Source organism: Rhodopirellula sp. J20-39, assembly GCF_057365095.1.
Genome location: NZ_CP195123.1, coordinates 6402817 through 6427081, shown reverse-complemented (window position 1 = coordinate 6427081; position 24265 = coordinate 6402817). Strand labels below are relative to the sequence as shown.

General features: G+C 56.0%; 20 protein-coding genes and 1 other RNA gene. 8 read left to right on the top strand and 13 right to left on the bottom strand.

Annotated features, from left to right (window positions below):
• Nucleotides 1–19: 19 nt before the first annotated feature.
• From ACR3ZL_RS23440 to ACR3ZL_RS23430, 3 genes are all read right to left on the bottom strand, one after another.
• A complete protein-coding gene (locus tag ACR3ZL_RS23440) occupies nucleotides 20–1381 on the bottom strand; it encodes a hypothetical protein (protein ID WP_473650669.1) in 1362 nt (453 codons plus the stop codon).
• A 142-nt stretch (nucleotides 1382–1523) separates the two neighbouring features.
• Nucleotides 1524–2021: a CinA family protein gene (locus ACR3ZL_RS23435; protein WP_473650670.1), complete on the bottom strand. Its 498-nt coding sequence runs from the start codon at nucleotides 2019–2021 to the stop codon at nucleotides 1524–1526.
• A gap of 81 nt (nucleotides 2022–2102) precedes the next feature.
• Nucleotides 2103–3224: an acyltransferase family protein gene (locus ACR3ZL_RS23430; RefSeq protein ID WP_473650671.1), complete on the bottom strand. Its 1122-nt coding sequence runs from the start codon at nucleotides 3222–3224 to the stop codon at nucleotides 2103–2105.
• Nucleotides 3225–3514: 290 nt separating this feature from the next.
• Here ACR3ZL_RS23430 and ACR3ZL_RS23425 point away from each other — a divergent pair, with 290 nt between their 5' ends.
• Nucleotides 3515–4765: a cofactor-independent phosphoglycerate mutase gene (locus tag ACR3ZL_RS23425; protein ID WP_473650672.1), complete on the top strand. Its 1251-nt coding sequence runs from the start codon at nucleotides 3515–3517 to the stop codon at nucleotides 4763–4765.
• Nucleotides 4766–4821: 56 nt separating this feature from the next.
• Nucleotides 4822–6609 carry an aspartate kinase gene (locus ACR3ZL_RS23420; protein ID WP_473650673.1) on the top strand — a complete coding sequence of 596 codons (1788 nt, stop codon included), beginning with the start codon at nucleotides 4822–4824 and terminating at the stop codon, nucleotides 6607–6609.
• 63 nt (nucleotides 6610–6672) lie between these two features.
• Here ACR3ZL_RS23420 and rpoN read toward each other — a convergent pair whose 3' ends face one another.
• The 6 genes from rpoN to ffs form a co-directional block, all read right to left on the bottom strand.
• Nucleotides 6673–8169, bottom strand: a complete 1497-nt coding sequence (gene rpoN / locus ACR3ZL_RS23415; RefSeq protein WP_473650674.1) for an RNA polymerase factor sigma-54 — start codon at nucleotides 8167–8169, stop codon at nucleotides 6673–6675.
• Between the two features lie 90 nt (nucleotides 8170–8259).
• Nucleotides 8260–8859 carry a recombination mediator RecR gene (recR, locus tag ACR3ZL_RS23410; RefSeq protein WP_473650675.1) on the bottom strand — a complete coding sequence of 200 codons (600 nt, stop codon included), beginning with the start codon at nucleotides 8857–8859 and terminating at the stop codon, nucleotides 8260–8262.
• Entirely contained in the window at nucleotides 8856–9242 is a 387-nt protein-coding gene (locus ACR3ZL_RS23405) for a YbaB/EbfC family nucleoid-associated protein (protein WP_473650676.1), read from the bottom strand. Before ACR3ZL_RS23405 ends, recR begins: the two co-directional genes overlap by 4 nt.
• A 224-nt stretch (nucleotides 9243–9466) precedes the next feature.
• Nucleotides 9467–10027 carry a DNA polymerase III subunit gamma/tau gene (locus ACR3ZL_RS23400; RefSeq protein WP_473650677.1) on the bottom strand — a complete coding sequence of 187 codons (561 nt, stop codon included), beginning with the start codon at nucleotides 10025–10027 and terminating at the stop codon, nucleotides 9467–9469.
• Nucleotides 10028–10251: 224 nt separating this feature from the next.
• Entirely contained in the window at nucleotides 10252–11493 is a 1242-nt protein-coding gene (dnaX, locus tag ACR3ZL_RS23395; protein ID WP_473650678.1) for a DNA polymerase III subunit gamma/tau, read from the bottom strand.
• A gap of 60 nt (nucleotides 11494–11553) precedes the next feature.
• Nucleotides 11554–11648, bottom strand: an RNA gene (ffs, locus tag ACR3ZL_RS23390) — signal recognition particle sRNA small type.
• A 159-nt stretch (nucleotides 11649–11807) separates the two neighbouring features.
• Between ffs and ACR3ZL_RS23385 the strand changes: the two genes are divergently transcribed.
• The 5 genes from ACR3ZL_RS23385 (at nucleotide 11808) to ACR3ZL_RS23365 (ending at nucleotide 17316) form a co-directional block, all read left to right on the top strand.
• Entirely contained in the window at nucleotides 11808–12503 is a 696-nt protein-coding gene (locus tag ACR3ZL_RS23385; protein WP_473650679.1) for a DUF2141 domain-containing protein, read from the top strand.
• Between the two features lie 374 nt (nucleotides 12504–12877).
• Nucleotides 12878–14110 (top strand): hypothetical protein, encoded by a 1233-nt coding sequence (locus tag ACR3ZL_RS23380; RefSeq protein WP_473650680.1) that lies wholly within the window; start codon nucleotides 12878–12880, stop codon nucleotides 14108–14110.
• Nucleotides 14111–14693: 583 nt separating this feature from the next.
• On the top strand, nucleotides 14694–15887 hold the full coding sequence (locus ACR3ZL_RS23375) for a hypothetical protein (RefSeq protein ID WP_473650681.1): 1194 nt from the start codon (nucleotides 14694–14696) through the stop codon (nucleotides 15885–15887).
• 129 nt (nucleotides 15888–16016) lie between these two features.
• Nucleotides 16017–16691 (top strand): DUF3299 domain-containing protein, encoded by a 675-nt coding sequence (locus tag ACR3ZL_RS23370; RefSeq protein ID WP_473650682.1) that lies wholly within the window; start codon nucleotides 16017–16019, stop codon nucleotides 16689–16691.
• A 13-nt stretch (nucleotides 16692–16704) separates the two neighbouring features.
• Nucleotides 16705–17316, top strand: coding sequence for a DUF3299 domain-containing protein (locus ACR3ZL_RS23365; RefSeq protein ID WP_473650683.1), 612 nt, complete (start codon nucleotides 16705–16707; stop codon nucleotides 17314–17316).
• A 28-nt stretch (nucleotides 17317–17344) separates the two neighbouring features.
• Here ACR3ZL_RS23365 and ACR3ZL_RS23360 read toward each other — a convergent pair whose 3' ends face one another.
• Nucleotides 17345–18382, bottom strand: a complete 1038-nt coding sequence (locus ACR3ZL_RS23360; protein WP_473650684.1) for a hypothetical protein — start codon at nucleotides 18380–18382, stop codon at nucleotides 17345–17347.
• Between the two features lie 805 nt (nucleotides 18383–19187).
• Between ACR3ZL_RS23360 and ACR3ZL_RS23355 the strand changes: the two genes are divergently transcribed.
• Entirely contained in the window at nucleotides 19188–20819 is a 1632-nt protein-coding gene (locus ACR3ZL_RS23355) for a hypothetical protein (RefSeq protein ID WP_486173004.1), read from the top strand.
• Nucleotides 20820–21057: 238 nt separating this feature from the next.
• Here the strand turns inward: ACR3ZL_RS23355 and ACR3ZL_RS23350 are convergent, their stop codons facing one another.
• From ACR3ZL_RS23350 to ACR3ZL_RS23340, 3 genes are all read right to left on the bottom strand, one after another.
• Nucleotides 21058–21471, bottom strand: coding sequence for an SseB family protein (locus tag ACR3ZL_RS23350; protein ID WP_473650687.1), 414 nt, complete (start codon nucleotides 21469–21471; stop codon nucleotides 21058–21060).
• Nucleotides 21472–21634: 163 nt separating this feature from the next.
• Nucleotides 21635–22426, bottom strand: a complete 792-nt coding sequence (locus ACR3ZL_RS23345; protein ID WP_473650688.1) for a transcriptional regulator — start codon at nucleotides 22424–22426, stop codon at nucleotides 21635–21637.
• A 470-nt stretch (nucleotides 22427–22896) separates the two neighbouring features.
• Nucleotides 22897–24258, bottom strand: a complete 1362-nt coding sequence (locus tag ACR3ZL_RS23340; protein ID WP_473650689.1) for an ABC transporter permease — start codon at nucleotides 24256–24258, stop codon at nucleotides 22897–22899.
• Nucleotides 24259–24265: the final 7 nt, after the last annotated feature.

The window sequence follows — 24265 nt, the reverse complement described above, 5'->3', positions numbered from 1 at the left end:
GCTTCGTTGATAGTCGTGACTAAAAACGAAGTGATTTCAAGAACGCACGCATTTGTTCAGTTTGGGACTGAACGACCTCGACAGGTCCGGTCATTTTAACGAACAGGCTAAAGCCATTATCCAGTGGGATGATCGTTGCGTCGATCGCAGTGGCTCCGCTTGCGATCGGATCGCCGTTGGTCGTCGATGCGTCTGAGTCCGTATCGTCGGCATCCTCGGAACCGGCATCTTCAGGTTCGTCTGCGTCGGAGTCCGTATTTGCCGATGCAGCGGTTGGCGGGATCAGGACAAAGCGTTGGCCGGTATGCCCACTGATTTCCAGTTCTTCGGCATTTTCAAGTGCCGCATCGACCTCTTCATCGGGCACGGCTGATTCGCGGATTTGTCCCATCCAGCGAGCCACGTTGCCACGCAAGTCGCCACCGGCGGTGATGATGGTGACTTCGGCGGGGGCGTCTTCGGGGCCCACGTTGAAGGCCGCCATTCGCATGACCGACATGCGTCCGTCACGCCAACCTTCGGGTCGGTCGTATTTTAGTTTCGAATCGGAGTCGTTGTCTTCGGTCTTGGCGGTAGCCGCCGCGTCCGGTTCTTTGTTCTTCGGTATCGCTTTGCCAGGAGCTTTCATCTTGCCCGACGCGATTGCTTCACGTGCTTCGCGAGGTAAACCAGCATGAGGATCGACCGCTTTCCCGTCGGGGCCAGATTCGCTTTCCATGGAAGCGAAGGGACCCGCGGCGCCAGAAAATGGTCCACCGGCGGACATGGAACCTGACATGGGGCCGCCCATTGAGGATGCGGCCGCGTCCGGGCGACCGATCACGTCGACCCAAATCGCGGGTGCGTCTTCTTCGGTTTGGTCTTCAGGATCGGCGGCGGTTTGTGAAAGCACTTCGGCGCCCGCCCACTTTGCTTCGCTGGCTTCGAGCCCGACTTGGCCACGCCAGCGGTTCACATTCATCGCAACCAATTTTTCCCAATCGTCCATCCGGGCGAGTTGTGAAATACTGAGGTCGAGTTGTTGGGTTGGTGTTTCGATGTTGATCGACGCGAAACGCATTGCTCGATCGGCGCCTCGTCGCCATCCCGTCGGCAGGTCATCCAGGATGGGGACGCCTTCTTCGAACCGTACGCTTTGGACGAATGATTTGAAGTCCGCTTCGGCGACGTCCACGGCGGATTGCCGGCCCATCAATTTAAAGAACCAAGCTTGTTTTACTTGAGGCAGGATCGCTGCGACCATTCGCGTGTCCTCGGTCGCGAGTGCGGCTGGGACGGTGGTTGGGATCTGATAGGTGACGATCGGGGCTTCGGTCGAGCACCCCAACGTGCAAACCAGCAGACTCGCACTCAAGAAGCGAAGATAGCGTGAAAACACCATGGACGAAAACAAACCAGGGAAGGCGGGGGAGGGAGGAAAGGCAGGTTTCGCCGTAGGAAGAAATCGGCGTCACTACATCGCGGTAGGACCTTATAAGGTAACCGGTGATAGTGGTTCGACGCGACATCCAATGCGATGGTTCTTACCCAATTTGGGTGACCATCCACTCCAAAAATCGTTCTGCCGCTTCGATTTGCCGCCCGATTCGGGTGGTTTGGACAAGCTGGAACTGAAATGGGACTGGTTGAACAGGCGACAAACTGCCGCGTTTGGCCAGGGCAGCAAAGACGAGTCCGTCCTTTTCGGCGGGTGCATTGGGGCCGAGATGACCGGTGATCGCGCCCGCCCAGTCAGCCTGCGGAGTGGTTTCGAGCAACCGGATGGCCATCGCCAGGGTCGTTTGCTCGCTTTCGGCCGAAAATTGATGGATCGTGGCGGCATCCACGTTTAGCCATTGCTGCTTCACGTCCGCTTGATAGGTCACCATACTGCCCCCGAACGCGTTGGAGGCTCCGGGAACGCCGCCAACGATCGCGGCGGCCATGCCACACGTGCAGCTTTCGGCGAAAACGATTCGCTGGTCCGCACCGCAAAGGATTTCAATCAGTTTCGCAGCCGAAGCGTTAATGGAAGAGGACACGTCGGAAATCCATTGGGATCGAGAAAGAGAAATCTCGATTCCATGGTACGACGTGCCACGCGTTTGGGCGAGAAGCGATGGCTATGCGACTTTGGCTGGAACCCATTGTTTGGATCGTCTGCTTTCGTACCACGCTCGAAGTCGACGAGTCAGTGGTTGTTCGATGCGATGGGTGACCAGGACACCGACTGCAAAGGAAAACACAATCACGATAGCCAGGCAGATTAGCGGCGGCACGCCAGCATGGTCGAACGTGTGTATCAAGGCACAGCCAAGATTGTTGTGGCACAGATAAATCGCATAGGAAATCGTCGCCACGTAGGCGAAAGGTTTCATTCGCAAGATCGGAATGCGTCCCCAAGCGGCCAGAGTCACTAAGCCGATGATCAGCACTGTCGCAACCGGATTGTGTTTGCCATGGTCGATGCAGTGGAAGACGGCTACCGCGGCGACAATCCCAGCGACGTTGTGCCAGGGGCGGCCGACTTTGGTTTTGATCATGTATAGCAGGAAGCCGATCATGAACATCGGCACGAAATCCAACACCAAGAGATGCCGCACAGCCGTTGCAACCGCATACAACCCATGATGGGAATAGCTGTCTTTGAGTGCGTCGAGCGTGGGGCAAACGATAGCCGAAGCCGCCAGCAAACTGCCCCAGCCCAACCAATAGCGTTTCAGGCCACCGCTGCAAAAAAGAGCTACGAGGACGAGGTAGAACATCATTTCGACCTGAAGGGTCCACATCACCGGGTCGATGCAGTCATACCCAAACACACGCGGCATGAGTGTCAGGTTGGCTAAAAACTGCGGCACCGAGATCGGCTGGCTTCGTAGCGGTTCGAGGCTACAGATAAAGACGTTGGCCACCACCACGACCAAGAACAGCGGCACGATCCGAATCAAACGAGCGGCAACGAAGTCGCCGGGCTGGTTTCGCCGCATGAGCGACATGCTGTTCACAAAGCCGGATAGCATCAAGAACATCATCACCCCGTACGCACCGTAGGGCCACTCGCCGCCCAGCGGTGTGGTGAACCCAAACTTGACGGCATAAACGTGCGTGAAGTGAAACAGCACCAAATTGATAGCCGCCATGGATCTCAATGCATCCAGCTCGACAATCCGTCGGTGAGGCGGCGGTGCCGCGTCGGCCGATCCTGGCGAGGTTGATTCGATCGCTTTGGTGGGATTGTTATTCATGCATCCGACGGGAAAGACCGAGATTCTATTAATGCTCGTGTAGGCGAGTTTCGTCCTTAAAACGATAATTTACCGTTGCTGGCTGTAGCGAATCGTCTCGCGATTTACCCCTCCGTTGAGCCAAAAGGCGAGGTCTGGTGCGAAAAATGGAATGCTAGTGAAAGCAGGGGTTTTTCCGGTTTGGCGGAACATTACCTTTGCATCAAAAATGACCCGCCTTTCGCAAAAGGACGGCTTCCACGACACTCTCCGGCTTGACTTTCGACTTTTTCTGCTAGCTACCGATTCCAATGAAATACGTCATCATCATTCCTGACGGCTGCGCCGATGAGCCGCTAGATTGCCTGGAAGGCAAAACGCCACTGCAAGCCGCTCAGTTACCCGCAATGGACGCGATCGCAGCGGCCGGATGCGTGGGTGTCACGGACAACACGCCAGCGGATTTTCCTGCTGGAAGCGAAGTCGCCAATCTGTGCCTGTTGGGCTATGACCCCAATCAATATTTCACCGGTCGGGCTCCCCTGGAAGCTGCTGCGACGGGGATTCAGCTTGGCCCCCATGATTGTGCCGTACGCTGTAATTTGGTGACGGTTGAAGATCAGATCATGGTCGACTTCACCGCCGACCATATCAGCACCGAAGACTCCACCGCGTTGCTCGGTGAGCTGAACGCCAAGCTTCTGCGTTGCGACGATCCGCCGATTGATCCAGAGATCGCATCGCGACTGGAATTCGTCCCCGGGGTCAGCTACCGCAATTTGCTGATCTACCGTGGTGACGAGGCTCACCCATCACCGTTTACCTCGACGACGCGTTCGTCGGCCCCGCACGATTTGACGGATTTATCCGTCGCGGATGATTTCCCACGTGGGCCGGGAAGCGACATTTTGGTTGCGTTGATGAGCGCATCGGAAGAGGTGCTGGCCGCTCATCCGAGCAGCATCGTTCGTCAAAAGGCGGGCAAAAAGACCGCCACCAGCGTTTGGCTCTGGAGCAGTGGTGGAACGCCTGGGTTGCCTACTTTTGATGAGCGATACGGGCTGAAAGGTGTGATGATCACCGCCGTCGATTTATTGCGAGGCATCGGAGCTTTGGCTGGTTGGCCACGCATCGAAGTCGAAGGAGCGACCGGATACTTGGACACGAATTACGTGGGCAAGGGCGAAGCGGCGATCAAGGCCTTGAATGAGTACGACATTGTGTGCGTCCATATCGAAGCACCCGACGAAGCGTCTCACGAAGGCCGGGCTGATGCTAAGGTCGAAGCTCTTGAGCAGATTGACCGTCATATCGTCGCGCCGCTTTGGGAAGCGGTTCAAAAGGATTCGTCAGCCCGGATCCTGGTTTTGCCTGATCACCCGACCTTTTGCCGCACCAAAAAGCACACTCACGGGCCAGTGCCTTTGACTATCGCTGGGGCGGGCGTTCCGACCGATTCAGCAACAACCTACGACGAAATTTCAGCCTCGCAAACAGGTCTGGTATTTGATCCGGGTTGGACGATGATGGACCGCTTCATTAACGAAGAGTTTCAAGCTTAACGCGCCGATTTTACCCTGGACTGGGTCTCAACCTCCGCTTCACGTTCCCTGATGTCATGTCTCTGATTGTTCAAAAATTTGGCGGCACTTCTGTCGCTGACACTGAAAAAATCCGCGCTGCCGCCCGCCGAGCAATTCGGGCTCAAAAGCAAGGGCATCGCGTCGTCATGGTCGTCAGTGCGATGGGCAAGCAAACCGACGTGCTGCTGAAGTTGGCGGCTGGCGTTTGCGAACGCCCACCGGCCCGTGAAATGGACATGTTGCTAAGCACCGGTGAGCAAACCAGCGTGGCGTTGGTGGCGATGGCAATTCATGATTTGGGCGCCAAAGCGGTCAGTCTGACCGGTGGCCAAATTGGGATGAAAACGGATAACAGCTTTTCGAAAGCTCGTATCCGGTCCATCGATACCCGACGTATCGAACGACTTCTCGAGGAAGGCAATATCGTTGTCGCAGCGGGTTTCCAGGGGATCGATGATGACCTGAATATCACCACGCTCGGTCGTGGTGGTTCCGACACCACCGCGGTTGCGTTGGCGGCGGTATTGGGAGCCGACGCGTGCGAAATCAATACGGACGTGGATGGTGTCTATACGACCGATCCACGGTTGTTGCCCGAAGCTCGCCGCGTGGATGTGATTAGCTATGACGAGATGCTCGAGCTGGCGTCCTTGGGAGCTGGCGTGATGCACTCGCGATCGATCGAGTTCGCTAAGAAATTCTCCGTGCCGATTCACGTTCGCAGCAGTTTTGGTGATCGCGACGGAACCATGATTGTTGCTCAGGCCGAATCTGAAAGTGCCGCCGTGAGTGGTGCTGCCCTGACCAAAGATGAGGCCCGTGTGACGGTGCTGGGTGTGCCCGACGTGCCAGGCATGAGTCGAGCGATTTTCAATGCCATCGCGGCTCAAAAGATTGCCGTCGACATGGTCGTGCAAAACGTGGGAGCTGAAGGCAAAGCGGATGTTTCGTTCACCGTGGCGGGCGATGAGCTGCAGCAAACCCTAACCGCAGTGGAATCGGTCGTCGATTCGATCGATGCCAGTGGAGTCACCCACGACGCGGAAGTGTCCAAGGTCAGTGTCGTGGGTATGGGAATGGCCGACCAGAAAGCGGTCGCCGCCAAGATGTTCCGAGCGTTAGCGGACGCCGGCGTGAACATCCACATGATCACAACCAGCGAAATTAAGATTTCGGCTCTCGTGCCACGCGAGCAGTCGGCCGCGGCTCTCCGTGCTGTCCATGAAGGCTTTTCGCTGGATCAGCGTCCGGCGGACGCGAAAACATGGAAAGAGATCAAAGCCGAAGCAACCGTCGAAGCGGACGTGGATGATGTGGTTTCACGATTGCAAAACGATGCACTCGAAGCGTTGACGCTAACCGATATCGCCATCGTAGGCGGGCAAGCTCGGGTCACGCTGGATGGGGTGCCGGATCAAGTCGGCATCGCAGCGGACGTGTTTGAAGAGATCGGCCAAGCCGGTATCTTTATCGACATGATCGTGCAGGGTTACGACGGTGAAGACGGCCGGACAAGCGTCAGTTTTACCATCGAAGAAGCTGACCTTGATGCGAGTATCAAGGTCGCCGAGGCGATCTGTCAAAAACATTCGATGCGTGGCGTCCGTGGTTCAGCCGGGATCACCAAACTGAGCGTCAGTGGCATTGGGCTGCGAAGCCACACCCAAGTTGGTACGGTCCTGTTCGATCAGCTTGCCGAAGCGAAAATCAATGTTGAGATGATCGCGACGAGCGAGCTGCAGGTGAACGTAGTGATCGACTCTGCGAAAGCCGATACGGCGACCGAACGCCTCAAGGTCGCCTTCGCCGACGCGTTGCGTTAGGCGAGGTTACTTTTGATGCTGGCTTTATGAACCAATGTGGCTCGCGTGTGTGAGCCGCATGGATCAAGTCGCGTTCAAGGTCCAGTCGCGGCGTTTGCGGCTGCTGGGGATGCCCATTTTCTTGCGGTACTTGGTCACGGTACGTCGTGCCACCGTCATGCCAGCATTGCGAAGTTCGTCGACCAAGGTTTCATCGCTAAACGGTTTGCTTTTGTCTTCCTTGTCGATCAATTCCTGCAACTTCAACCGGATCGTGTCCCAAGCGACGTCTTCGCCGTCTTCGGTTTGAGTTCCGCCGACGAAGAACCGTCGCAGTGGCAAGATTCCACGTGGCGTTTGAATCCACTTGTCGTCGACAGCTCGACTGACGGTGGTGACGTGGACACCGACCTTGTCTGCGATCTGTTGCATCTTCAGTGGTTCGATCGCTTCAGGGCCTTCATCGAGGAATCGCTTCTGGTGTTCGACGATGGCTTCGGCAACCTTGGTCAGCGTGCTGCGACGTTGCTCGATTGAATCGATCAGCCATTGTGCACCGTTGATCTTTTGTTTGATGAACTCGCGTTCTTCTGTAGAGCAGTCCGACGCCTGCAAACGTCTGCGATAGTATTCGCTGATGAACAGATTCGGTACGCGATCATCGTCCAGACGAACCCGATATTCGCCGTTGTCGTCCTGCTCCAGGATGATGTCGGGTGTGACGTTGGGTACGTAGGTTTCCAGGAACGCGGCACCTGGTTTTGGATTCAATAAATGCAGGTCTTCACGAAGCTCTTGAATGTCTTCGATCGAAAATCCGGTCTTCTTGGCAATTTGCGGCAAACGGTTTTCGGCTAGATCGTTCAGGTGCGAACGGATCAGGGTTTGCAATTGTTCGAAGTGAGGAATCTTCGGATCGAGCTGCAAGATCAGGCATTCGCTTAGATCTCGGGCCGCGATTCCGGAAGGTTCAAGCGACTGCACGATCCGCAGTGCTTCTTCGGCTTGGGCAAGGTCTTCTTTGGAATGTCCAGGGGGAAGCATGTCCGCGATCGGCGTGCGTAAGTAGCCGCCGTCGGATGCATTCAGAGTGCTAATGATTCGTTCGGCAATTTGCTCGACGTCGTCGTCGATATCCAGTTCAGCGAGCTGATGCAAAAGGAAGTCGTTGAGCGACTCTGGACGAGACTGCGCGTTCGCCATCATGTCGTGGCGGCGGTCAGCCTCCTCGGACATTCGGTTGGCGCTCTGACGGAACGAATCATCGAATGTGCTCGGTAGTTCCGAGTCCATGTTTGAGAGACGTTCGAAATCGTCCTTGTTGTCGTGATCGTTATCGACAACCAGTTCTTTTTCGTTTTCGCTGCGAGCATCTTTGCTGGGTGCATCGTCGCCATCATCGTCAGGCGAAAGCGGATCTCCCGTCATCTGTTCCAGGAGTGGATTTTCGTTCATCTCCTGTTCGATGCGTTCCTGCAGCGCGAGCGCGTGCATTTGCAGGATTTCCATCGACTGAATCATCCGTGGAGCCAGTTTTTGCACCTGGCTTTGTCGGGCATGTAGCCCCACTGACATCCGCATGGGAGTATTTCTTGTATGGAAAAGCTATTTGGAAACGCGTGGTTGCATTGTACAGCGAATGCAATGCCAACCTAAGCGGGAAATATGAACCTATAGCTTTTGTCGGCCCGTCAACGCATCCGCAATTATCTCTCGATTTGCATATTCGAGTACGCTTCCGGCAGTGATTCCCCTCGCTAAACGCGTGATTTGTACGGGAAACTCGCTTAACTGGTTCGACAAATACAGCGAAGTGCCGTCGCCTTCCACCGTCGGATTGGTCGCCATAATAATTTCCGAAAAATTTCCTTCTCGGACCCGATCGACCAAAGATTCGATGGTCAGTTGGTCGGGAGTGATCCCATCGAGGGGAGCGATGCGGCCGAGCAGGACGTGATACAGGCCTTGGTAGGCACCCGACATTTCGAGGCTGAGCAGGTCGCGGGGTTGCTCGACGATGCACAACCGACTGGCGTCCCGTTTGGGGTCGGCGCAGATCTGGCAAAGCTCGTTTTCTGAAAGATTGAAGCAAGCGGCGCAGTACCGAACGTCCGTACGCACCTTGCGGATCGCGTCGGCCAAGGCCAGGGCGTCCTCCTCGCGAACTCTTAGTAAATGAAAGGCAAGCCGTTCAGCACTCTTGCGACCAATTCCAGGTAGTTGGCTCAGGCGATCCACTAGCTGGGAAACCGCTCCTGCGTGTCCGCTCATCCATTGCCGCCGGTGAAGCTAGATAGAAGGCCTTCCATTCCAGGAAGGTTGATGTCCAGATCGCTTGCCATTTGGCTGACTGCACTGGCGTAGAGTTGCTTGGCTTCCGCGCCCGCTAGGTTGGTTGCGTCCTGAATGGCTTGGCCGAGTGTTTCGTGCGAGACAGCTTGGCTGCCTTCTGCGCCCAGTGCGGCAGGGTTCACTGCAACGGTTTGAACTTCGCCGACGCCGTTCATGGTCACCACAACGTGGCCGCACGAGGAACTGGCGGTCACGCGTTCGGACTTCATTTGTTCGTTCAGTTCCTTCATGCGATCAGGTAGGTCTTGTAGCTTACCGATGATCGACGCGATGTTGCCGAGATTGCCGAGTCCTTTGAACATGATTGATTTCCTAATTTCGAAAAACAGCGTTGGCGGTGTGGAGAAGGTTTTAAAGGTAGCGGAACTCGACTCGGGTTTCGATCCGAAACATGCCGTCTAGCTGTGGAACTTGGGTGCGGCCCGATGGAGATGTGTCGCAGTGGGTAGTGTGGGACTGCTTGGAGTGCGGGATCGATTAGACCGGCGACTGGTCACTATCCCATGAGATCAATGGCGCCATAGGTTCAACGTCGCGGGGTGTCGATTTTGACCAGCTCGGCACCGAGTAATTCGATGCAGGCACGCACGATGGGCTTCGCTTCGATCTCCGCCATTCGTTGCATCCGGTTTTTGGCCTTCGGCTTAGGTGCAGCCTGGGCGACCGGTTTGGACTTGGTGCCTGTGGCTAAGACCAGCGAGGCCTGTTTGCCCGTCACGCGAGCGATTGTCTTGACGATTTCTTCCTTGTTCGTCGGCGAGCCGCATCGGCTCAGTGCCAGAGCCGAAGACTCGGGGAATGTCAGTCGCACGACACCCGGTTCGGGCGAATCGACGCGTTCGGTTGCACGGACCAAGGTTGCCGTGATTGGATCGATCTCATCGAGCACTTGTTCCCAGGTCGCCTGCAGGACCGCTTCGGTGATCGGCTCGGCATTGGGATTGGCTGTTGCGGGCGCGGATTCAGATTGTCCGCTGGTGGCTGCCGTACCGACAGAAGCTGGGGCACTGGAGGACGCCGGAGTGGTTGCGGGGCTGGTCGGTGCCGAGCCACTTGGTGCGGGGTTGGCTGGAGCACCGTTGGCCATTGCCAGCGCGGCGGAATATTGGGCGGCCGTTTCGGCGGATGGAGCCGTTGGTGTCGAGGCGGCCGGGACGCCGCTGGCAGACGCATTGCCAGTTGCCGGAATGTAGTCGTTTGACTGGGTAGCAACCGAGGCACTTGCAGCTGATGTATTCCCAGCAGGCGTGTTGGGTGCCAGCGAGGTAGGTGTCGGGGCCAGTTCTCTGACGGCGCTCGCCGGTGGGCTACTTAGCTGCTTTTTTTTTCGCCTGCGCCACTCGATGCGCCACTTGATGCGGCGCCCGCAGCAGTCGTCAAGTCGACAATCGCTTGCAAATCGGGAAGGTGGCAAATCTGAATGAGCGTTGATTCCAACAACACGCGAGCGTGGACACTGTGCCGGATTCGCACCAAGGTTTCGTCGACCAGGCCGACAATTGCTAATACCGTTTGAAGACCCCACTGTTGGCCCAATTGCGATAGCGAGTCGTGCATCGAGACGGCGGCATACCGCATCAACGACGCGTCGCAGCCAACGCTGACGGTCATGAGGTCGCGGAAGTAACCCAACATTTGTTCGGTTAAGCGACCCGCGTCGACGCCCGCTGAAATGGCCTCGTCGACTTGGTTGAGAGCGTCTGCGGCGTCACGGCGTTGCATGGCTTCGGCGAGGCGATGCAAGCGTTGGTCGTCGGCAGTGCCGAGCATGACGTGGACTTGCTCAGCGGTGAGGTGGCCGTCGCTGAAGCTGAGAACTTGCTCGAGCAGCGATTGGCTGTCACGCATCGAACCGGCTGCACGTCGGGCAAGCAGTTCGAGTGCTTCGTCTTCGGCGGTGCCGTTTTCCGCTTTGACGATTTCTCGCAATCGGCCGACGATCTTGCTGCTTTCAACCGGCGCGAAATCAAATCGCTGGCAACGGCTCAAGACCGTGATCGGAATCTTTTCCGGGTCCGTCGTGCAAAAAATGAACTTCACATGTTCGGGCGGTTCTTCCAACGTCTTGAGCAGCGCGTTGAACGCTGCTCCGGTCAGCATGTGAACTTCGTCGATAATGTAGATTTTGTAGCGTGACCGGCTCGGTCGAACGCCAACGTTGGCTCGGAGTGAGCGAATTTCGTCGATCCCGCGGTTACTGGCACCGTCGATTTCGATCACATCGACGTCTTCACCCGAGTCAATCGCTTGAGCGACATCACTTTCGCTGTCCGGATTAGCGGTCGGCCCATCGGGATGATTTAGGGCTTTGGCAAAAATCCGTGCGGTACTGGTTTTGCCCACCCCCCGAGCACCGGTGAATAGGTATGCGTGACCAACTCGAGAGGTCTCGATGGCACCCTGAAGAGCTCTAGCGACGTGATCTTGGCCGACCAGTTGATCGAAATCTCGTGGTCGATACCGGCGAGCCACTACAACATAGGAGCCATCGGTGGCGGCAGACTGCTTATTTGGGGTTCCCGAAGATCCAGTATTTGCCGAGTTTTCGGACATAAGCAGGTGGGGCCGCTGGCGATTAGGGGCTGCTGGCGATTAAAAAAAATCCCCCCACGCGTTGGAGGCGACCCTCACACAAAGCGGCACCGTTTATGGCTGCTCCAGTTAAGGCCTGACCAGGTTCACAGCTTGCAGTCGCAAGGGTCGCCACCATCACGAGGGGGGATATCATCGAGATTGATCGGCGAGTCGGAGCAGTTTAGAACATCAGTTGAGTTCGCGAAAGATGCAGTGATCCGTTAACTTGTTGAACCCGAATTTTTATCTGATTTCAATTCGAGTTTGGTCTCCCTGTTCCCAGAGGCATTTCGTTGAGTGACGCAACCAACTCCCCGTCTGATCCGGCCCCGACCGCGGCAACTACCAAGAATCCCAATAAGCGTGTCGCGGACAGTCATCGAGGTGACAATTCTTGGAAAGCCTATTCGAATCAGTGGAAAGAGAATCACGGCACTCAATTGATGATCTTTGCAGGTTTAGTTTTTCTGGCAGGCTCGGGGTTTCTGTATTACCAGCAAAACAAATTCCAGCCGCCCACGTTTCCCGCATCCGAAGCGATTGATAGCGTCCGGACGCAACTGATTGATGTTGACTCTGGCGGAGCCACTCCCGCGTCAGCGGCGGCGTTAGATCAGACCGGCCAATTAGCGGTGCTGCAAATTAGCGGTGCTGCGGATGAAACGGGCCAAATTCGCGTGGCGTTTTACGATTCCCAGGAAAATTTCAACCAAGTTGAAAAGGCGACGTGGAAGAAAGCGTTTGCCCCGGTCAGCGAAGGTCCCATTTTCGCTGAGATACCTCTGGCCGATCAATCAGAAAAATTTGCGATCGCGGTCTACCACGACCGAAATGACAACGGAAAACTGGACCGCAACAAACTGGGCATTCCCACGGAGCGTTACGGGTTCAGTCGGGGAGCTCGCGGTAAGTTGGGGCCGCCCGCGTTTTCTGATGCGTTGATCGAGCGTCCGCAACCTGGTCAAACGATCGAGTTGGAAATTTGGTAGCCGCCAACTTATCTGTGTCACCGCCACTCTCTATTCCAACTGGTTGGTGGACGGTCGTGCAGAGACGTTGTCCGCAAGATGTCACTTTGGCTGAAAGCTGGCATTGACGTGACCGGCGAAAAACTTCTACCACCAGCCGCGTTCCGATTCATTCGAATGCACTGATTTTTAGGATCTTGCTCGATTTCCGGCCTGACACGGTCGATGAATGGGGATGGATGTCTATTTGAATACAGAATGAATCCGCTTCCCATTCAAATTCCGCGTTAAGCCATCGTTGATCAGTCTGCCCATCGTTTTGGATGTGAGCACAGATGACTGAGTTGACGATTGATTGATGCAGAGGATGCGAAAACGACGCAGAGGGCGCGAATATGATGCACCAACAAAGTCACAACCAACCCGTTCAGCTCGCTTCGAGCCAGGTTCTGTCTGGATCGAAGGTTCAAACCGGCGTGAAAACTCAACACGCTGGCACGAAAAAACAGCACGGAAGAAAGTTGATCTATCGATCGCTCTTGGCCGTTTGTGTTGCTACGCCTGTATTCTCGACGGGCTGCCGCAGCGGGAAGCCAAGTTGGAACATGTTTGGTCGACGCAGCGAGCCTTCCGCCGCGATGCTGGCAGGTTCCGGTCCAACCTTGACCTATCCGACGCCTCCTTCGTCCAAAGCGACTCCCGAGGCTATTGCATCGATTGCCGGTGGCACAGCGCCAGCACGCGATACCACGCCTGAATCCCCTTCAATGCCCGGTGTACCCGGCGCCAGTCCATACGCATTGGCGGGCAACCGTTCGGCGGCTCCACCGTCTTATTCGCTACCCGGATCCGGCAGTGCAGCCTCGGCGACGCCGTCCAGTTCCACTGCGCCTAGTTACGCTGCGGCTTCGGCGAATGGCTACGCCGCCAGCGGTACTCCAGTGAACACGCCATCGACCACCGCCGGATCGAATCAAATCGCTTCGGCACCCAAGCCAAGCACGAGCGGTCCATCGGGTTATCAACTGGGAACGCCTTCCAGTTCCGTTTCGGCCAACACCGTCGCGAAATCGCCAACGAGCCTTGGCGGCCAATCCACATCGCAAACACCGAGCAACTCGTCATTTGCGTTGCCTGCTTTGAATTCGTTGACGCCATCACGATTGGCAAGTAGCCCGTCGCCAGCGAGCGGATCCGCTTCAAGCAGCGGGGGTGGGTTCACCCTGCCATCGAGCATCTCGGCAAGTCCGTCAGCGTCTTCCGGATCAAGCACGACAAGTGCGGCGTCAAGCAGTCCTTATGCCATGCCCGCCGCTTCGACGGCTTTGGCCGCCATCGGTTTGCCGCCTAGCACTCCCGCACCGAACGCCGCTGCTAGCGATCCGGTGCCAGCCTCCGCGACATCCGGTGCAACGGCGACCAGCCAGGGATTGTCGACGCCTATTTCAGGTACTGTGGCATCGTCGAATTCCGCTCCGGCCCCTAGCTTCCAAACAGCATCGAACCCTGCCGCCAGCACGAGCAGTCCGGTAAGCACAACGCTTTCCGATAGCGTTCAGCCCACCGGCTACACGCCAGGCAGCACCGGAGCTTCCAGCGGCTACCCATCAGGATCGCAATTGCGATAACGCGGTTTCGGCCGAGAACGTGTCGAAAGCACGTTTGGTTTGATGAAACCCTGCTGGTCTCGGCCTCATCCGGTCGAGCTTCTGGCTGATAGTGGACATGGCGCACGCGTGCTCGATGCGATTAGCATGCGTCCAACGCAGATGCGATTTGACGAGTGAAAACTCGTCTCGCTTGAATCTCCACAACCTCTACAATGCTCCTCGGCAAGATCGATTCACGGCATGATCGAATTGATCAGCCAAGTTGAGTCGGTCAGGCTGCTTCGTCAGGCTGCTTCGTCGAGTGGCAGTTTGGAACCCGCGAATTTTCCGTGCCCCAGGTTTCAACCTGCCCGTTGTCATCAGTCCCGATCTTGCCGGACTGTTGGCACCGGACCGGCTACACCAAAGAGATACCGGGGTTAACGGGAGTCCTGGGTTGAAGAGTCCTGATAATGCGAATTCTGGGAGTTTGGCGTTCTGAATCGCCAGAACTTACCTGGCGGACTGTTCGTACCAATCTGCCTTATGTTCTATTGACTCACCCACTGATTCCCCGCCTGCCATCCTGCTTCGTTTCGCCGCCTACCCAATTCGATTTCCTATGCCCGTCGTACTCAATCGTTTTTGTTCAGTTCGGTTCTCTCGCATCTTCATGCTGCCGATCGTGCTGGTAATCGGGCTGATGGCCATTGTGCCTGCGGTCACCGCTTTGGCCTGCCCGTTTTGCAGCGCCGTGGCCCAGACCCTGCGTCAGGAAATGGAGGCGATGGACGCCGTCGTGATCGCCTCGGCAACCCAGAGCGATGCGACGCGTAACACCGATACCGGCGAAGTTACGATGCAAATCGAGGCTGTGTTGAAGGGCGGCGAGCATGTGAAGGTCGGCCAGGACGTCAAGGCGATTTACTTTGGCGACGTCGCACGCGGACGCCGCTTCTTGTTGTCGGGAGTCGATCCAGAAGACATGCAGTGGTCGTGTTTGCCGCTGACGCCACGGGCGGAAGTGTACGTGAGCAAAATCCCGGAACTGGCCAAAGAAGACGACGCAACTCGGCTTCATTTCTATATGAAGTATCTCGAAGACGAGGATTCGATGCTGTCGCGGGATGCTTATGACGAGTTCGCGGTCGCTCCTTATGCCGCGGTTCAGCAAATCAAAGACGAGATGGATCACGACCAATTGCTGAAGTGGATTGGGGACCAGGAAATGTCGCCTGACCGCAAGCGGTTGTATCTGACGATGTTGGGTGTTTGCGGGACCAAAGCTGATTTGCCGCTGCTCGAAGACATGCTGCTCAGCACACAAAAATCCGCTCGAACTGGCCTGGATGCACTGATCGCCTGCTACCTGACTCTGGCCGGGGAAGAGGGGTTGGATCTGATCAATAAGCAGTTTTTGGTTAACAAGAACGCGTCCTACGCCGACACCTACGCCGCGATCATGGCGATTCGCTTTCACGGTACTGAGGGCGGTGTGATCGCTCGAAGTGCCCTGGTTGAGTCGCTGCATTACATCCTGGATCGCGACGATCTGGCCGATTTGGTGATCCCCGACTTGGCACGGTGGCAAGATTGGAGCCAAGTTGAAAAGCTGAAAGAACTGTTTCTGGCCGCGGATGCCGACAACAACTGGGTTCGCGTGCCCGTGATCAATTACATGCGGGCTTGCCCCACGGAAGAGGCTGCTGCTGCGATGGAGGAGTTGAAGAAGGCGGATCCCGAGAGCGTCCGTCGAGCCAACACCTTCTTTGCTGTCCCTAAGCCAGCCGCGGAAGTGAAGCCGCAGTTGCAATAAGGACGGCATCTTTGGCGAGTCGGAGCGGCGGGACCGGGTGGGGGAAACGGTGCTGCGAACCCATCGTCGTCCGAACGCGTACCGGCGTGATATCGTCCTCGTTTCCCTTTTTCGTTCGCACGACACGCCATGTCCGCTGACCTTCAACTTTCCGCCGCGTCCGATTCTGCTGATTTCCCTTACAAGGCGATTAGCCGAGGGGCTGTCGTTTCGGTTGTGTTTTTGGCACTGGCGTTGCCCGGGTTGATGCCCACGTTCGCGCCCATGTTGGTGTTGGCGGTGCCTGGGATCGTGTTCGCTGTATTGGCACTGCGAGCGATCAAGCGTTATCCGGACGAATTTAGCGGCTATGGCTTGGCGATGACGGGCCTAATCGGATGTAGCTTGCTCTTTATCGGCGGCGTGACGCAGCACACGTACATTTACTTAACGGAAGTGCCCGACGGCTATGAACGCGTTCAGTTTTTCAAGCTTCAGGCACCCGACAATGGGCCCGATGTACCAACGGAACTGGCACTTGAGATTGACGGCGATCCGGTCTTTCTGAAAGGCTACATCCACCCCAGTAGCGGCAGCGGGATGTTGCGTCAGTTCATCTTGGTGCCGGACTTAGGGACGTGCTGCTTCGGTGGCCAACCCAAAAGTAGCGACATGATTGAAGTCACCCTGCCAGCGGGCAACTCCGTCCGAGCAGGAATGACCAAACGCAAGTTAGCTGGCACTTTTAAAGTCAATCGTCCGCAAAAGAAGACCGATTTCGATAAGCCGCTCTTCTACAAAATGCGTGTCGACCAATACAAATAGCGACCCAGGTCTGATGAAACACTCCAAGCAAGGCTGGCATCAATCACTTACGTTCGCCAGTGCCATCGCCGTGATCTCAATCGGTTGTTTCGGTGGCGGCTTTGTCGTCGCCGATGAAACCAAGCCAGGTCCGTCGATCGCTGAGCAACGCCGCGCGATCATGCGAGGGGAAGCCGCCGGTCGAGAGAAGGTCGAGGTTCGCAAGTCCAGCAAGGCGGACTTGGAAAAAGGCGACATCACTTTCGACGATTTGAAGTTTGAAATCGAGAAAGACGAAGCCTTCGACGAAACCCGTTTATCAGAAACACTTCGGTTTCTCGATGGACGCAAGGTGAAGTTGCGTGGATATATCCTGCCCAGCACCCTGTTCAAAGAAACGGACATCGCAGAGTTCGTTTTGGTTCGAGACAACCAGGAGTGTTGCTTTGGTCCTGGTGCAGCTTTGTTCGACTGTGTGATGGTCGAAATGCAAGGTGGTAAGACGACCGACTTTGTGACTCGCCCGGTTACGGTCGAGGGCAAGTTCATCTTCGACCCCGTTCAATACAAATACCCTCCGGGCGTGGGCCCGAAGGGTGCAAGTCACTTCGCGATCTTCCGTATCGAAGGTGTTCGCGTCCGCTAGATTTCGCGAAATTGATTCGCGAAACGAATTAGCGAGTGCGTCGCTGTTGAGTCGCTCGGCCTGCGGTCTGGATGCCGCCTTTGGGGCGAACCAAGTAGACCTTAGGGTCGTCGACGATGAATGAAGTGCTCCAGCGTTGCCCGTCGTCGGCACTGCAGACGTTATAGAAGAACGTTCGCATTCGCTCGGCTTGGTAGCTGTAAGGAAACTGGCTGGTGATGTAGTCGTCTTCATCCAGCTCGTCGATGCCCGGCGAGGCATAGTAGTGAACCATGCCGTCAGGCGTGCAGCTCAGTCCGAGAGTCCACCAACCGGTTGTGGTGATTTGAGGACCGCGGAAGTCGCCGCCGTTCTTGTTGCCGCGAATTCGCAAGTAGGCGTAGTCGTCTGCTTTGCGGGTTTGATCTTTGCTCTCGAATTCGATGAACATGCCGGGCCAGTAGATCTCGTTACCCAGTTCCTTCTTTTTGAGTTTGAAGAAACCGGTTTCCTGTTCGATCATCGCGGTTGTTTCCAATGCCAGGCGGAAACCGAAGTGCGGTCCGGATCGGTTTTCCCATTCCGCAACCGGTGGTAGGAAGACGCGAGTCGTCACGCTGGGGACTTCCGATACATCGATGCGCCGTTTTAGCCGGTACTGGACGTTGCAAATGAAATCGTCCTGATGCATCGTGCCGCTGGTGCGGCCGGGGATGCCAGTAAACTTGCTTCGCATCAACAGCGATCCTTTACTGCCGGGCAGGCCGCCCGCCGGTGTAGGGACGCGTTGAACGACGTCAGGATGGCCTCGTTTGATGCCTTCGTACCAACGTCCGTTGGTGCTTTTGCCCATCGGTGCCCGCTGGTTTTCGTCGATGTCTTCAGTGCTTTTAGGATTGTTGAAGATGTATCGCCAGTTCGGGTCCTCGAAATCGTCGGCCACACCCTGGATTTCAACTCCGGTACCCGGCACAACGGGACGTTGGCCGTTCGCTTGGTCGGCGCCCACGGTTGTTGCGAGGCAGGCCAAGCTTAATGCCACCCAACCCGAACGCCTGCCAGCCAGTACCAAATCAGTGATGTTCATCCGTAACATAGTCCGTCGCTTCCGTTTCAAATAAAGATGAAATGGACACGCAAGGTTGGCGGTATTAATCGCACCCGATTCTCTTCGTCAAAAGCTGTAGCGAACCGATGCCGCAGCACTTCGACGGAAATCCTTCCGTGACGGAGGCCCCCCTCCAACCGTTTGAATCGGCAAAATCCCCCTTGGAATCAATGCAAAGCGGCAGAAGACTTCCGGAAAATGGGTAACCCTTGGCCAATCGGTCTAATTTAAACCGCACATTTTGCGTGACCGTTACAACCTGACACGGCGGCCCTCGGCGTCCACCGATTCGCTCTGAAATCCTCAGGTTCCGCACGACTCGGGTGAGATCGGGACTAAGGTTCTGTTGTCGAGGGAACGCCAGCGGCACCATGAATCACAACAAGATATTAAGCGTCCCCCCGTGCGAGGCGGGGTCGGTTCTTCGGAATCGGCCTCGCCTTTTTTTATGCCTACTGCGACTGTACGTTCGGCGTCGTGGATCCGGGATTTTGCATGTCGGCTTTGCAAAAGTCCCTCGGAATCGCTGAATTTCGTTGACGTAGTCCGCCTTGCCGGTGAATAATGGAGGCCGCCGTTCGATTTCGCAACTTGTGTTGTCGTACCGCCGTTTTCTTCTCTTCTCTGCTGCTTAGGTGTTCTGTTGCATTTGAACCCTCACCCCTCGTCCAATTCGCCCTCGAATTCCCTGCAACACCGATGCGGCTTCTGTCGTACATCCGCGGTTGCAGTGTTTGACGTCGAAAAATCACTGGGAAAGCGTCGACTCGTTTGTTGGACGTTGATGGCCGCGTTGGTCACTTGGTGGATCGTCGGCGGGATTGCATCGGCTCAGAAGTATCCGACTTTCGAGCTCGATAAAGCCTACGAGCCCTTCAAGGATCCCAGGAAAGCAGCGGAGCTTGAACGAGCGGCGGGGCAATTGGTCACCACGCGAGACCTGGCCAAGCTAGAAGGTTCGGTGCAGGGAATGGCCAAGTTCTATTTGGAGAAATACATCCCCTGGAAGCTAACCCAGCCGGAATCGCTTCCTGAAATGCCTGAGATCATTGACGGCTTGCTCAAGAATTTGGAGCGAGTCCAGCGTAGCGAAGGTGCCGGCACACGAACCCTGCTGGCGGGCACGTTTATCGGAATGAAAACGATCGCTGAGGGGAAATTTATTCCCGCCGCTCGTATTAATGCCATCAGTGCTTTGTCACGCATCAATGCACGTCCGCTCGATATCGCCAATGGCCGTCCGCCGCTGCCGTTGAGCTACAGCTTCCCGATCTTGATGAAGTTGTACAACGACGAAACCGAAGTGGATGGCGTTCGTGCGGCCGCGCTGATCGGGCTGCATCGATATGCCAATTTGGCTTTCCCCGTCATGACAGCGGCTCAGAAGAAAGAGCTTGTTGACGCAATGAACAAGCTTTTGGCGTCTGAGCCACCTGCTTCTCGCGATCCCGATTCACACGCGTACTTGCAACGCTTTGCAGTCGATTTGCTGGATCTGTTTCGCAATCCGCGAGACGCTTCTTTGGCCACTCAGTTGATCAGCATTAGCACAACTGAAGATGCAAGCGAGGTGATCGCGTTGTACTCGGCATCCCAATTGGGCAATTTCCAGCAAGGGTTGCAAGAACAGGCAAAAGACCCCGCCACTATCTTGCAAAAGTGGTCCTTGCGAGCCTTCCAGGCAACCGAAGCGGAAATCGCACGTCTGGAAGCTCTGACGCGTCCGGCGCCTGTGTCCACTCAACCGCCAGATCCAAGGGATTTCTTGCAGAAAAGTCGAGAGGCCCGGCGCAATGAAGCTCGCGCTGAAAATGAAATGGCCGGTGCTCGCTCCATGCGTGGCGAGATGGGGATGGGCATGGACCGCGACATGGGTATGGGAATGGACATGATGGACATGGAACGCGACATGGGGATGGGCATGGGAATGGATATGATGGGGATGGACATGATGGGCATGGGGATGATGGGCATGGTGCCCGCCGCTAAACCCCAACCGCCGGAAGTGGACATCTCACGTCGGTACCTGACTGATCTTTTGCAGCAGTTGCTGCGTGGTGCCACCGGATCGCGGAAAGGCGAGCTTGCTGAAAAGCCAAGCGGATTGATTTCGGGGGTTGCTCAGCCCAACAAGGCTGTTTTGGAAGCCTGGATTGAACAGGTCAAAGGCGTCATGACCACGGTCAACGATGACATGTTGGACGACCGTGTGAAGTGGCTTGATATGCTTCAAAATCAGCGACTGGTGCTAGGTGATTTGGCTGGGCTTGATGTTGAAAAGCCAGAGCCTGAAGACGCCGAAGATCCCAACGGAGGCCACGTGCTTCCCGGTTTCGGAATGCCAGCGGCGGCTGAAGAAATGCCCGGTCTTCCCGGTGAAATGCCCGCCGCCTTGCCTGGACTTCCAGGAACCTGAGCTGGCTTGGTCACAGTAGTCAGACTTGCTGTTTGAGTCGTTTCGAGCAGCAAGCAAGTCCGCGAATGGGATGGTTTATCTGATGGTGGGCCAAAATCGATTTGCGCCAGACCGTTCGCAGCCCTGTTGAGCGTGCGGGGCGTCAAATCGCTGAGATGAGGATTTTGCGATGCGTAAAGTCTGCAAGTCGCAAATATGCGGGCGTCGACTTTTGTCCTTCAGCACACACCTTGCCGCGTTATTCCAGGTTTAGCTCATTCAGGATTTTGGTGATCCATTTCGGGCTCAACCGTTGATGGCCAACACTGTCAGGGTTCATCAGCAATCCCAGGTCGTTGTCCAGATAGTCCAGCATTGTGCGGCCATCTACCCAAAAGCCGCCCACCTCGGACTCCTCGGCAAACAGATCGGATCGCGTTTCGACAAATTCGGACGCCCTTTCCTGGCTGGAAAAAGCGACCAAGTAGTCGCGGTCCTCGTACTGGGCCGTCAACGCACCTAGGATCTCGGTCTCGTCGCTGGAGTCTGTTTCGTCGGCCAAGTGGATCAACAAGAACTGGTGATCGATCAGTTGCCGAGAAACGGTGGCAACATCACCACGCTTCAATGCGTCGTGAAAAACTTGGTGGTCTAGCTCTGATTCGACACCCATGAAAGGACGTTATCCAAAAGGAGATTGATGACGCGCATTCCATCGACCGCCTTCCAGGGAAATCCTTCTCCGTCGACCGGCCGCCTGATTGCTGCCGAGTCGAGCTAGACAATATAACCAGTTTGGAGGGATTACAGAAACGAGTGGGCTTCCAAACTTGCAACTAAGCGTTCAAAAGCTGGTTTTCTTCCAGGCGGACCATCAATCGGATCACCTGAACCTTCCTCGCGAAGCCAAAATGCTCCAGGATCTTCGTGCGGCGGACCTCGACGGATCGTCGGGTCAGGCCCACGGATTTTGCGATTTCACTGGTGGAGTCTCCAATCGCGATTCCGTGGCAAATCGCACGGTCGGTCTCGTCCAGTTCGTAAAACCGCGTTAGCTGCTCGGCGAGTAAGATCGCTCGCACGTCTCGGGGCAACTCGGCTTCGGCAACCGGCCGTGTCATCACGACCGAGTCCTCGCCCCCCCCGAAGGCTGCTGGAACGTAGGATTTAATGGTTGCCCACCGCCACCATTGTCCCTGGGGTGACTGCGTCTCGTGGATGTACTGAAGCTGCCTCGCTCCCATGGTCAGCATTTGGTCTGACAGATCTTCGAGTCGGTTCCCGCGATGCCATGCGGAAAGGGTGCAGCGCCCACCAATCGAGCTTTCGTCAATTGCCAACCATGTTTGAGCAGCCTGGTTAATCCCGCGGATCAATCCATCGCTGTCCGTCAGACATGTAGCACTGGATAGTCCTAGTTTTTTCAGTTCTTGGCTGACAGCTTTGTTGTCAACAGAGTCGTCGTTGGACAGATTGTCCAACCACTGAACCACCTTGCTGAAATCTTTCTGAAGTTGTTCAATTCCTTCCGCCTCGGTTCGGCCCATTAGGCCACTGATCCCAACGTCCACCTTGGGACTGCTGGACGGGCTGTTTTGCTGATTGATTTGGGGGGACGCGTCAAACACTTTTTCTCCGCAAGAATGCTTCTTCAGAACGGCGACAGGCTACTGAAAAAGGTTAGCTCTGATCCGGCGGAGGGCGATTGCGTCTCTTGCAGCCCGTCCTTTCGATCGCGATCAATGTGAGCGTAGCGGGCATGGATCGCTCGCAGTCTGTTGATTGTGAAGTGCTTGTTGCCGTTGCGGTGAGAAGCGGCCTGACGCTGTTTTAGCCCAAATAGGGCGAGGTATCGATCGGCCGAAAGCAACGCTTATCAGCTCGAACGCGTCGTGCCAAACCAGTATTTACTAGATAGGAAACGGCATCCAGCCTGGACACTTTGGAAACGGAGCGGGGCCAGCACACCACCTTTTTGCCAGCACACCACCTTTTTGCCAGCACACCACCGTTTTGCCAGTACACCACCGTTTTGGTGGTGCAGCAGTGATTTCGTCAGGTTTCAACGCGGCAGTTCGTACAGTTTGCCGGTTGAGGGCTAAGCCGAAAGGTTGCTGCCGACGTCGGTTCGGTACGCCGCCCATGCGGGGACGATACCAGCGATCAAGCTAAGTAGGGCGACGAAGGGTAAGAGTAGCCATTCGAACTGGCTGACGGAAAACAGTCCTACCTGAACTCCTGTTTGTTGTTCAATGAACGTCCCGGCGGACAGGATCGCACAATGGGCCAATATCCATCCGGCGATACCTCCAACCACAGCGATGATGAAACTCTCAAACAGGATTACCATTGTCACGCTGCCGCGACGGGCTCCCAACGCTCGCATGACTGCGATATCGCGTTTTCGATCATTCATCGAATTGTAGATAGCGACTAACACACCAACTGCCGCGACGACACACGTAATTACGGTGATGGCCAGCAGGGCTTTCATTAGCGGGCCCACGATCAGCGTCATCAGTTTATTGATTTCACCAATCGGTGCAGCCGCTTGTGCGCGTCCGCCTTCATTGATTCGGTTTTGCATTCCCGGGGCAAACATTAGATTCCCGTTACGCACCAAAATGGAAGTCACTTCACGCTCGGGAATCGTCAGTAGTCTTTCGCTAGGAGCATCTTCATTGGGTTCCGGCGGCACCACGATGGCATCTTCGTCGAGCGGCTTGGCGTGGCCTTCGAGTAGGTAAAATCCTTCTAGATTGACGAATACCGCACGGTCATTGGGGGTTCCCGTCGGATCCATGATGCCGACGACTCGGAAGCCTTGGCCATGCCCCTTTCCTTCCGGGTCGCCGTGGGTTGGGTTCATCATCTCGCCAACCTTCAGCCCCATCTGAGCTGCCACCCGGGAGCCCAGCACGGCTTCGAAATAGCTGTTCTCGGTCGAGAATGCCTCGAACGCCTTACCTACTTCGAAGGTGAATGGTTGGTCGACATCTGGGCCATGTTTTAGTTTGGTAAAGAAGTCCGGCGTGGTGCCAACGACGCGAAATTCGCCGAAGTAATCCCCTAACGCCAGTGGAATCACATACCCGCCAGCGACATACCCAGCGTATTCGCCGTCTCGTTCGCCCAGAGCCGGATCACCACCGTATTTGCGAACCATGGCGGCCCGCTCATCAGCGGGAAAGAACTCCATGTATTCGGTGAAGGCCAAGTTTTCGATCGGCTGGCTGAGGTAGTAAACACTGTTCAGCGTTAGTTGCAGGGCACTTCCTCGGGGGCCCACTACCAAGTTGTATCCCACCGATGCGTTTCGTACGAAGGCTTCGCTAATGATGCCATAGATGGCCATCACCATGACAACGAGGGCGACACCCAAAGTGAGCGATAGCGTCGTCAAAAAGCTGGAGAGCGCGCGATAGCGAAAGTTGCGCCAGGCGATGAAGAGCAGATTCATTTGGGTA

Coding starts and splice junctions, on each gene's coding strand:
- ACR3ZL_RS23440 (WP_473650669.1), bottom strand. CDS start 1,381: ATGGTGTTTTCACGCTATCTTCGCTTCTTGAGTGCGAGTCTGCTGGTT.
- ACR3ZL_RS23375 (WP_473650681.1), top strand. CDS start 14,694: ATGCCCGTCGTACTCAATCGTTTTTGTTCAGTTCGGTTCTCTCGCATC.
- ACR3ZL_RS23430 (WP_473650671.1), bottom strand. CDS start 3,224: ATGAATAACAATCCCACCAAAGCGATCGAATCAACCTCGCCAGGATCG.
- ACR3ZL_RS23405 (WP_473650676.1), bottom strand. CDS start 9,242: ATGTTCAAAGGACTCGGCAATCTCGGCAACATCGCGTCGATCATCGGT.
- ACR3ZL_RS23355 (WP_486173004.1), top strand. CDS start 19,188: ATGGCCGCGTTGGTCACTTGGTGGATCGTCGGCGGGATTGCATCGGCT.
- rpoN (WP_473650674.1), bottom strand. CDS start 8,169: ATGCGGATGTCAGTGGGGCTACATGCCCGACAAAGCCAGGTGCAAAAA.
- recR (WP_473650675.1), bottom strand. CDS start 8,859: ATGAGCGGACACGCAGGAGCGGTTTCCCAGCTAGTGGATCGCCTGAGC.
- ACR3ZL_RS23400 (WP_473650677.1), bottom strand. CDS start 10,027: ATGGCCAACGGTGCTCCAGCCAACCCCGCACCAAGTGGCTCGGCACCG.
- ACR3ZL_RS23350 (WP_473650687.1), bottom strand. CDS start 21,471: ATGGGTGTCGAATCAGAGCTAGACCACCAAGTTTTTCACGACGCATTG.
- ACR3ZL_RS23365 (WP_473650683.1), top strand. CDS start 16,705: ATGAAACACTCCAAGCAAGGCTGGCATCAATCACTTACGTTCGCCAGT.
- ACR3ZL_RS23425 (WP_473650672.1), top strand. CDS start 3,515: ATGAAATACGTCATCATCATTCCTGACGGCTGCGCCGATGAGCCGCTA.
- ACR3ZL_RS23360 (WP_473650684.1), bottom strand. CDS start 18,382: ATGAACATCACTGATTTGGTACTGGCTGGCAGGCGTTCGGGTTGGGTG.
- ACR3ZL_RS23340 (WP_473650689.1), bottom strand. CDS start 24,258: ATGAATCTGCTCTTCATCGCCTGGCGCAACTTTCGCTATCGCGCGCTC.
- ACR3ZL_RS23380 (WP_473650680.1), top strand. CDS start 12,878: ATGATGCACCAACAAAGTCACAACCAACCCGTTCAGCTCGCTTCGAGC.
- ACR3ZL_RS23420 (WP_473650673.1), top strand. CDS start 4,822: ATGTCTCTGATTGTTCAAAAATTTGGCGGCACTTCTGTCGCTGACACT.
- ACR3ZL_RS23370 (WP_473650682.1), top strand. CDS start 16,017: ATGTCCGCTGACCTTCAACTTTCCGCCGCGTCCGATTCTGCTGATTTC.
- dnaX (WP_473650678.1), bottom strand. CDS start 11,493: ATGTCCGAAAACTCGGCAAATACTGGATCTTCGGGAACCCCAAATAAG.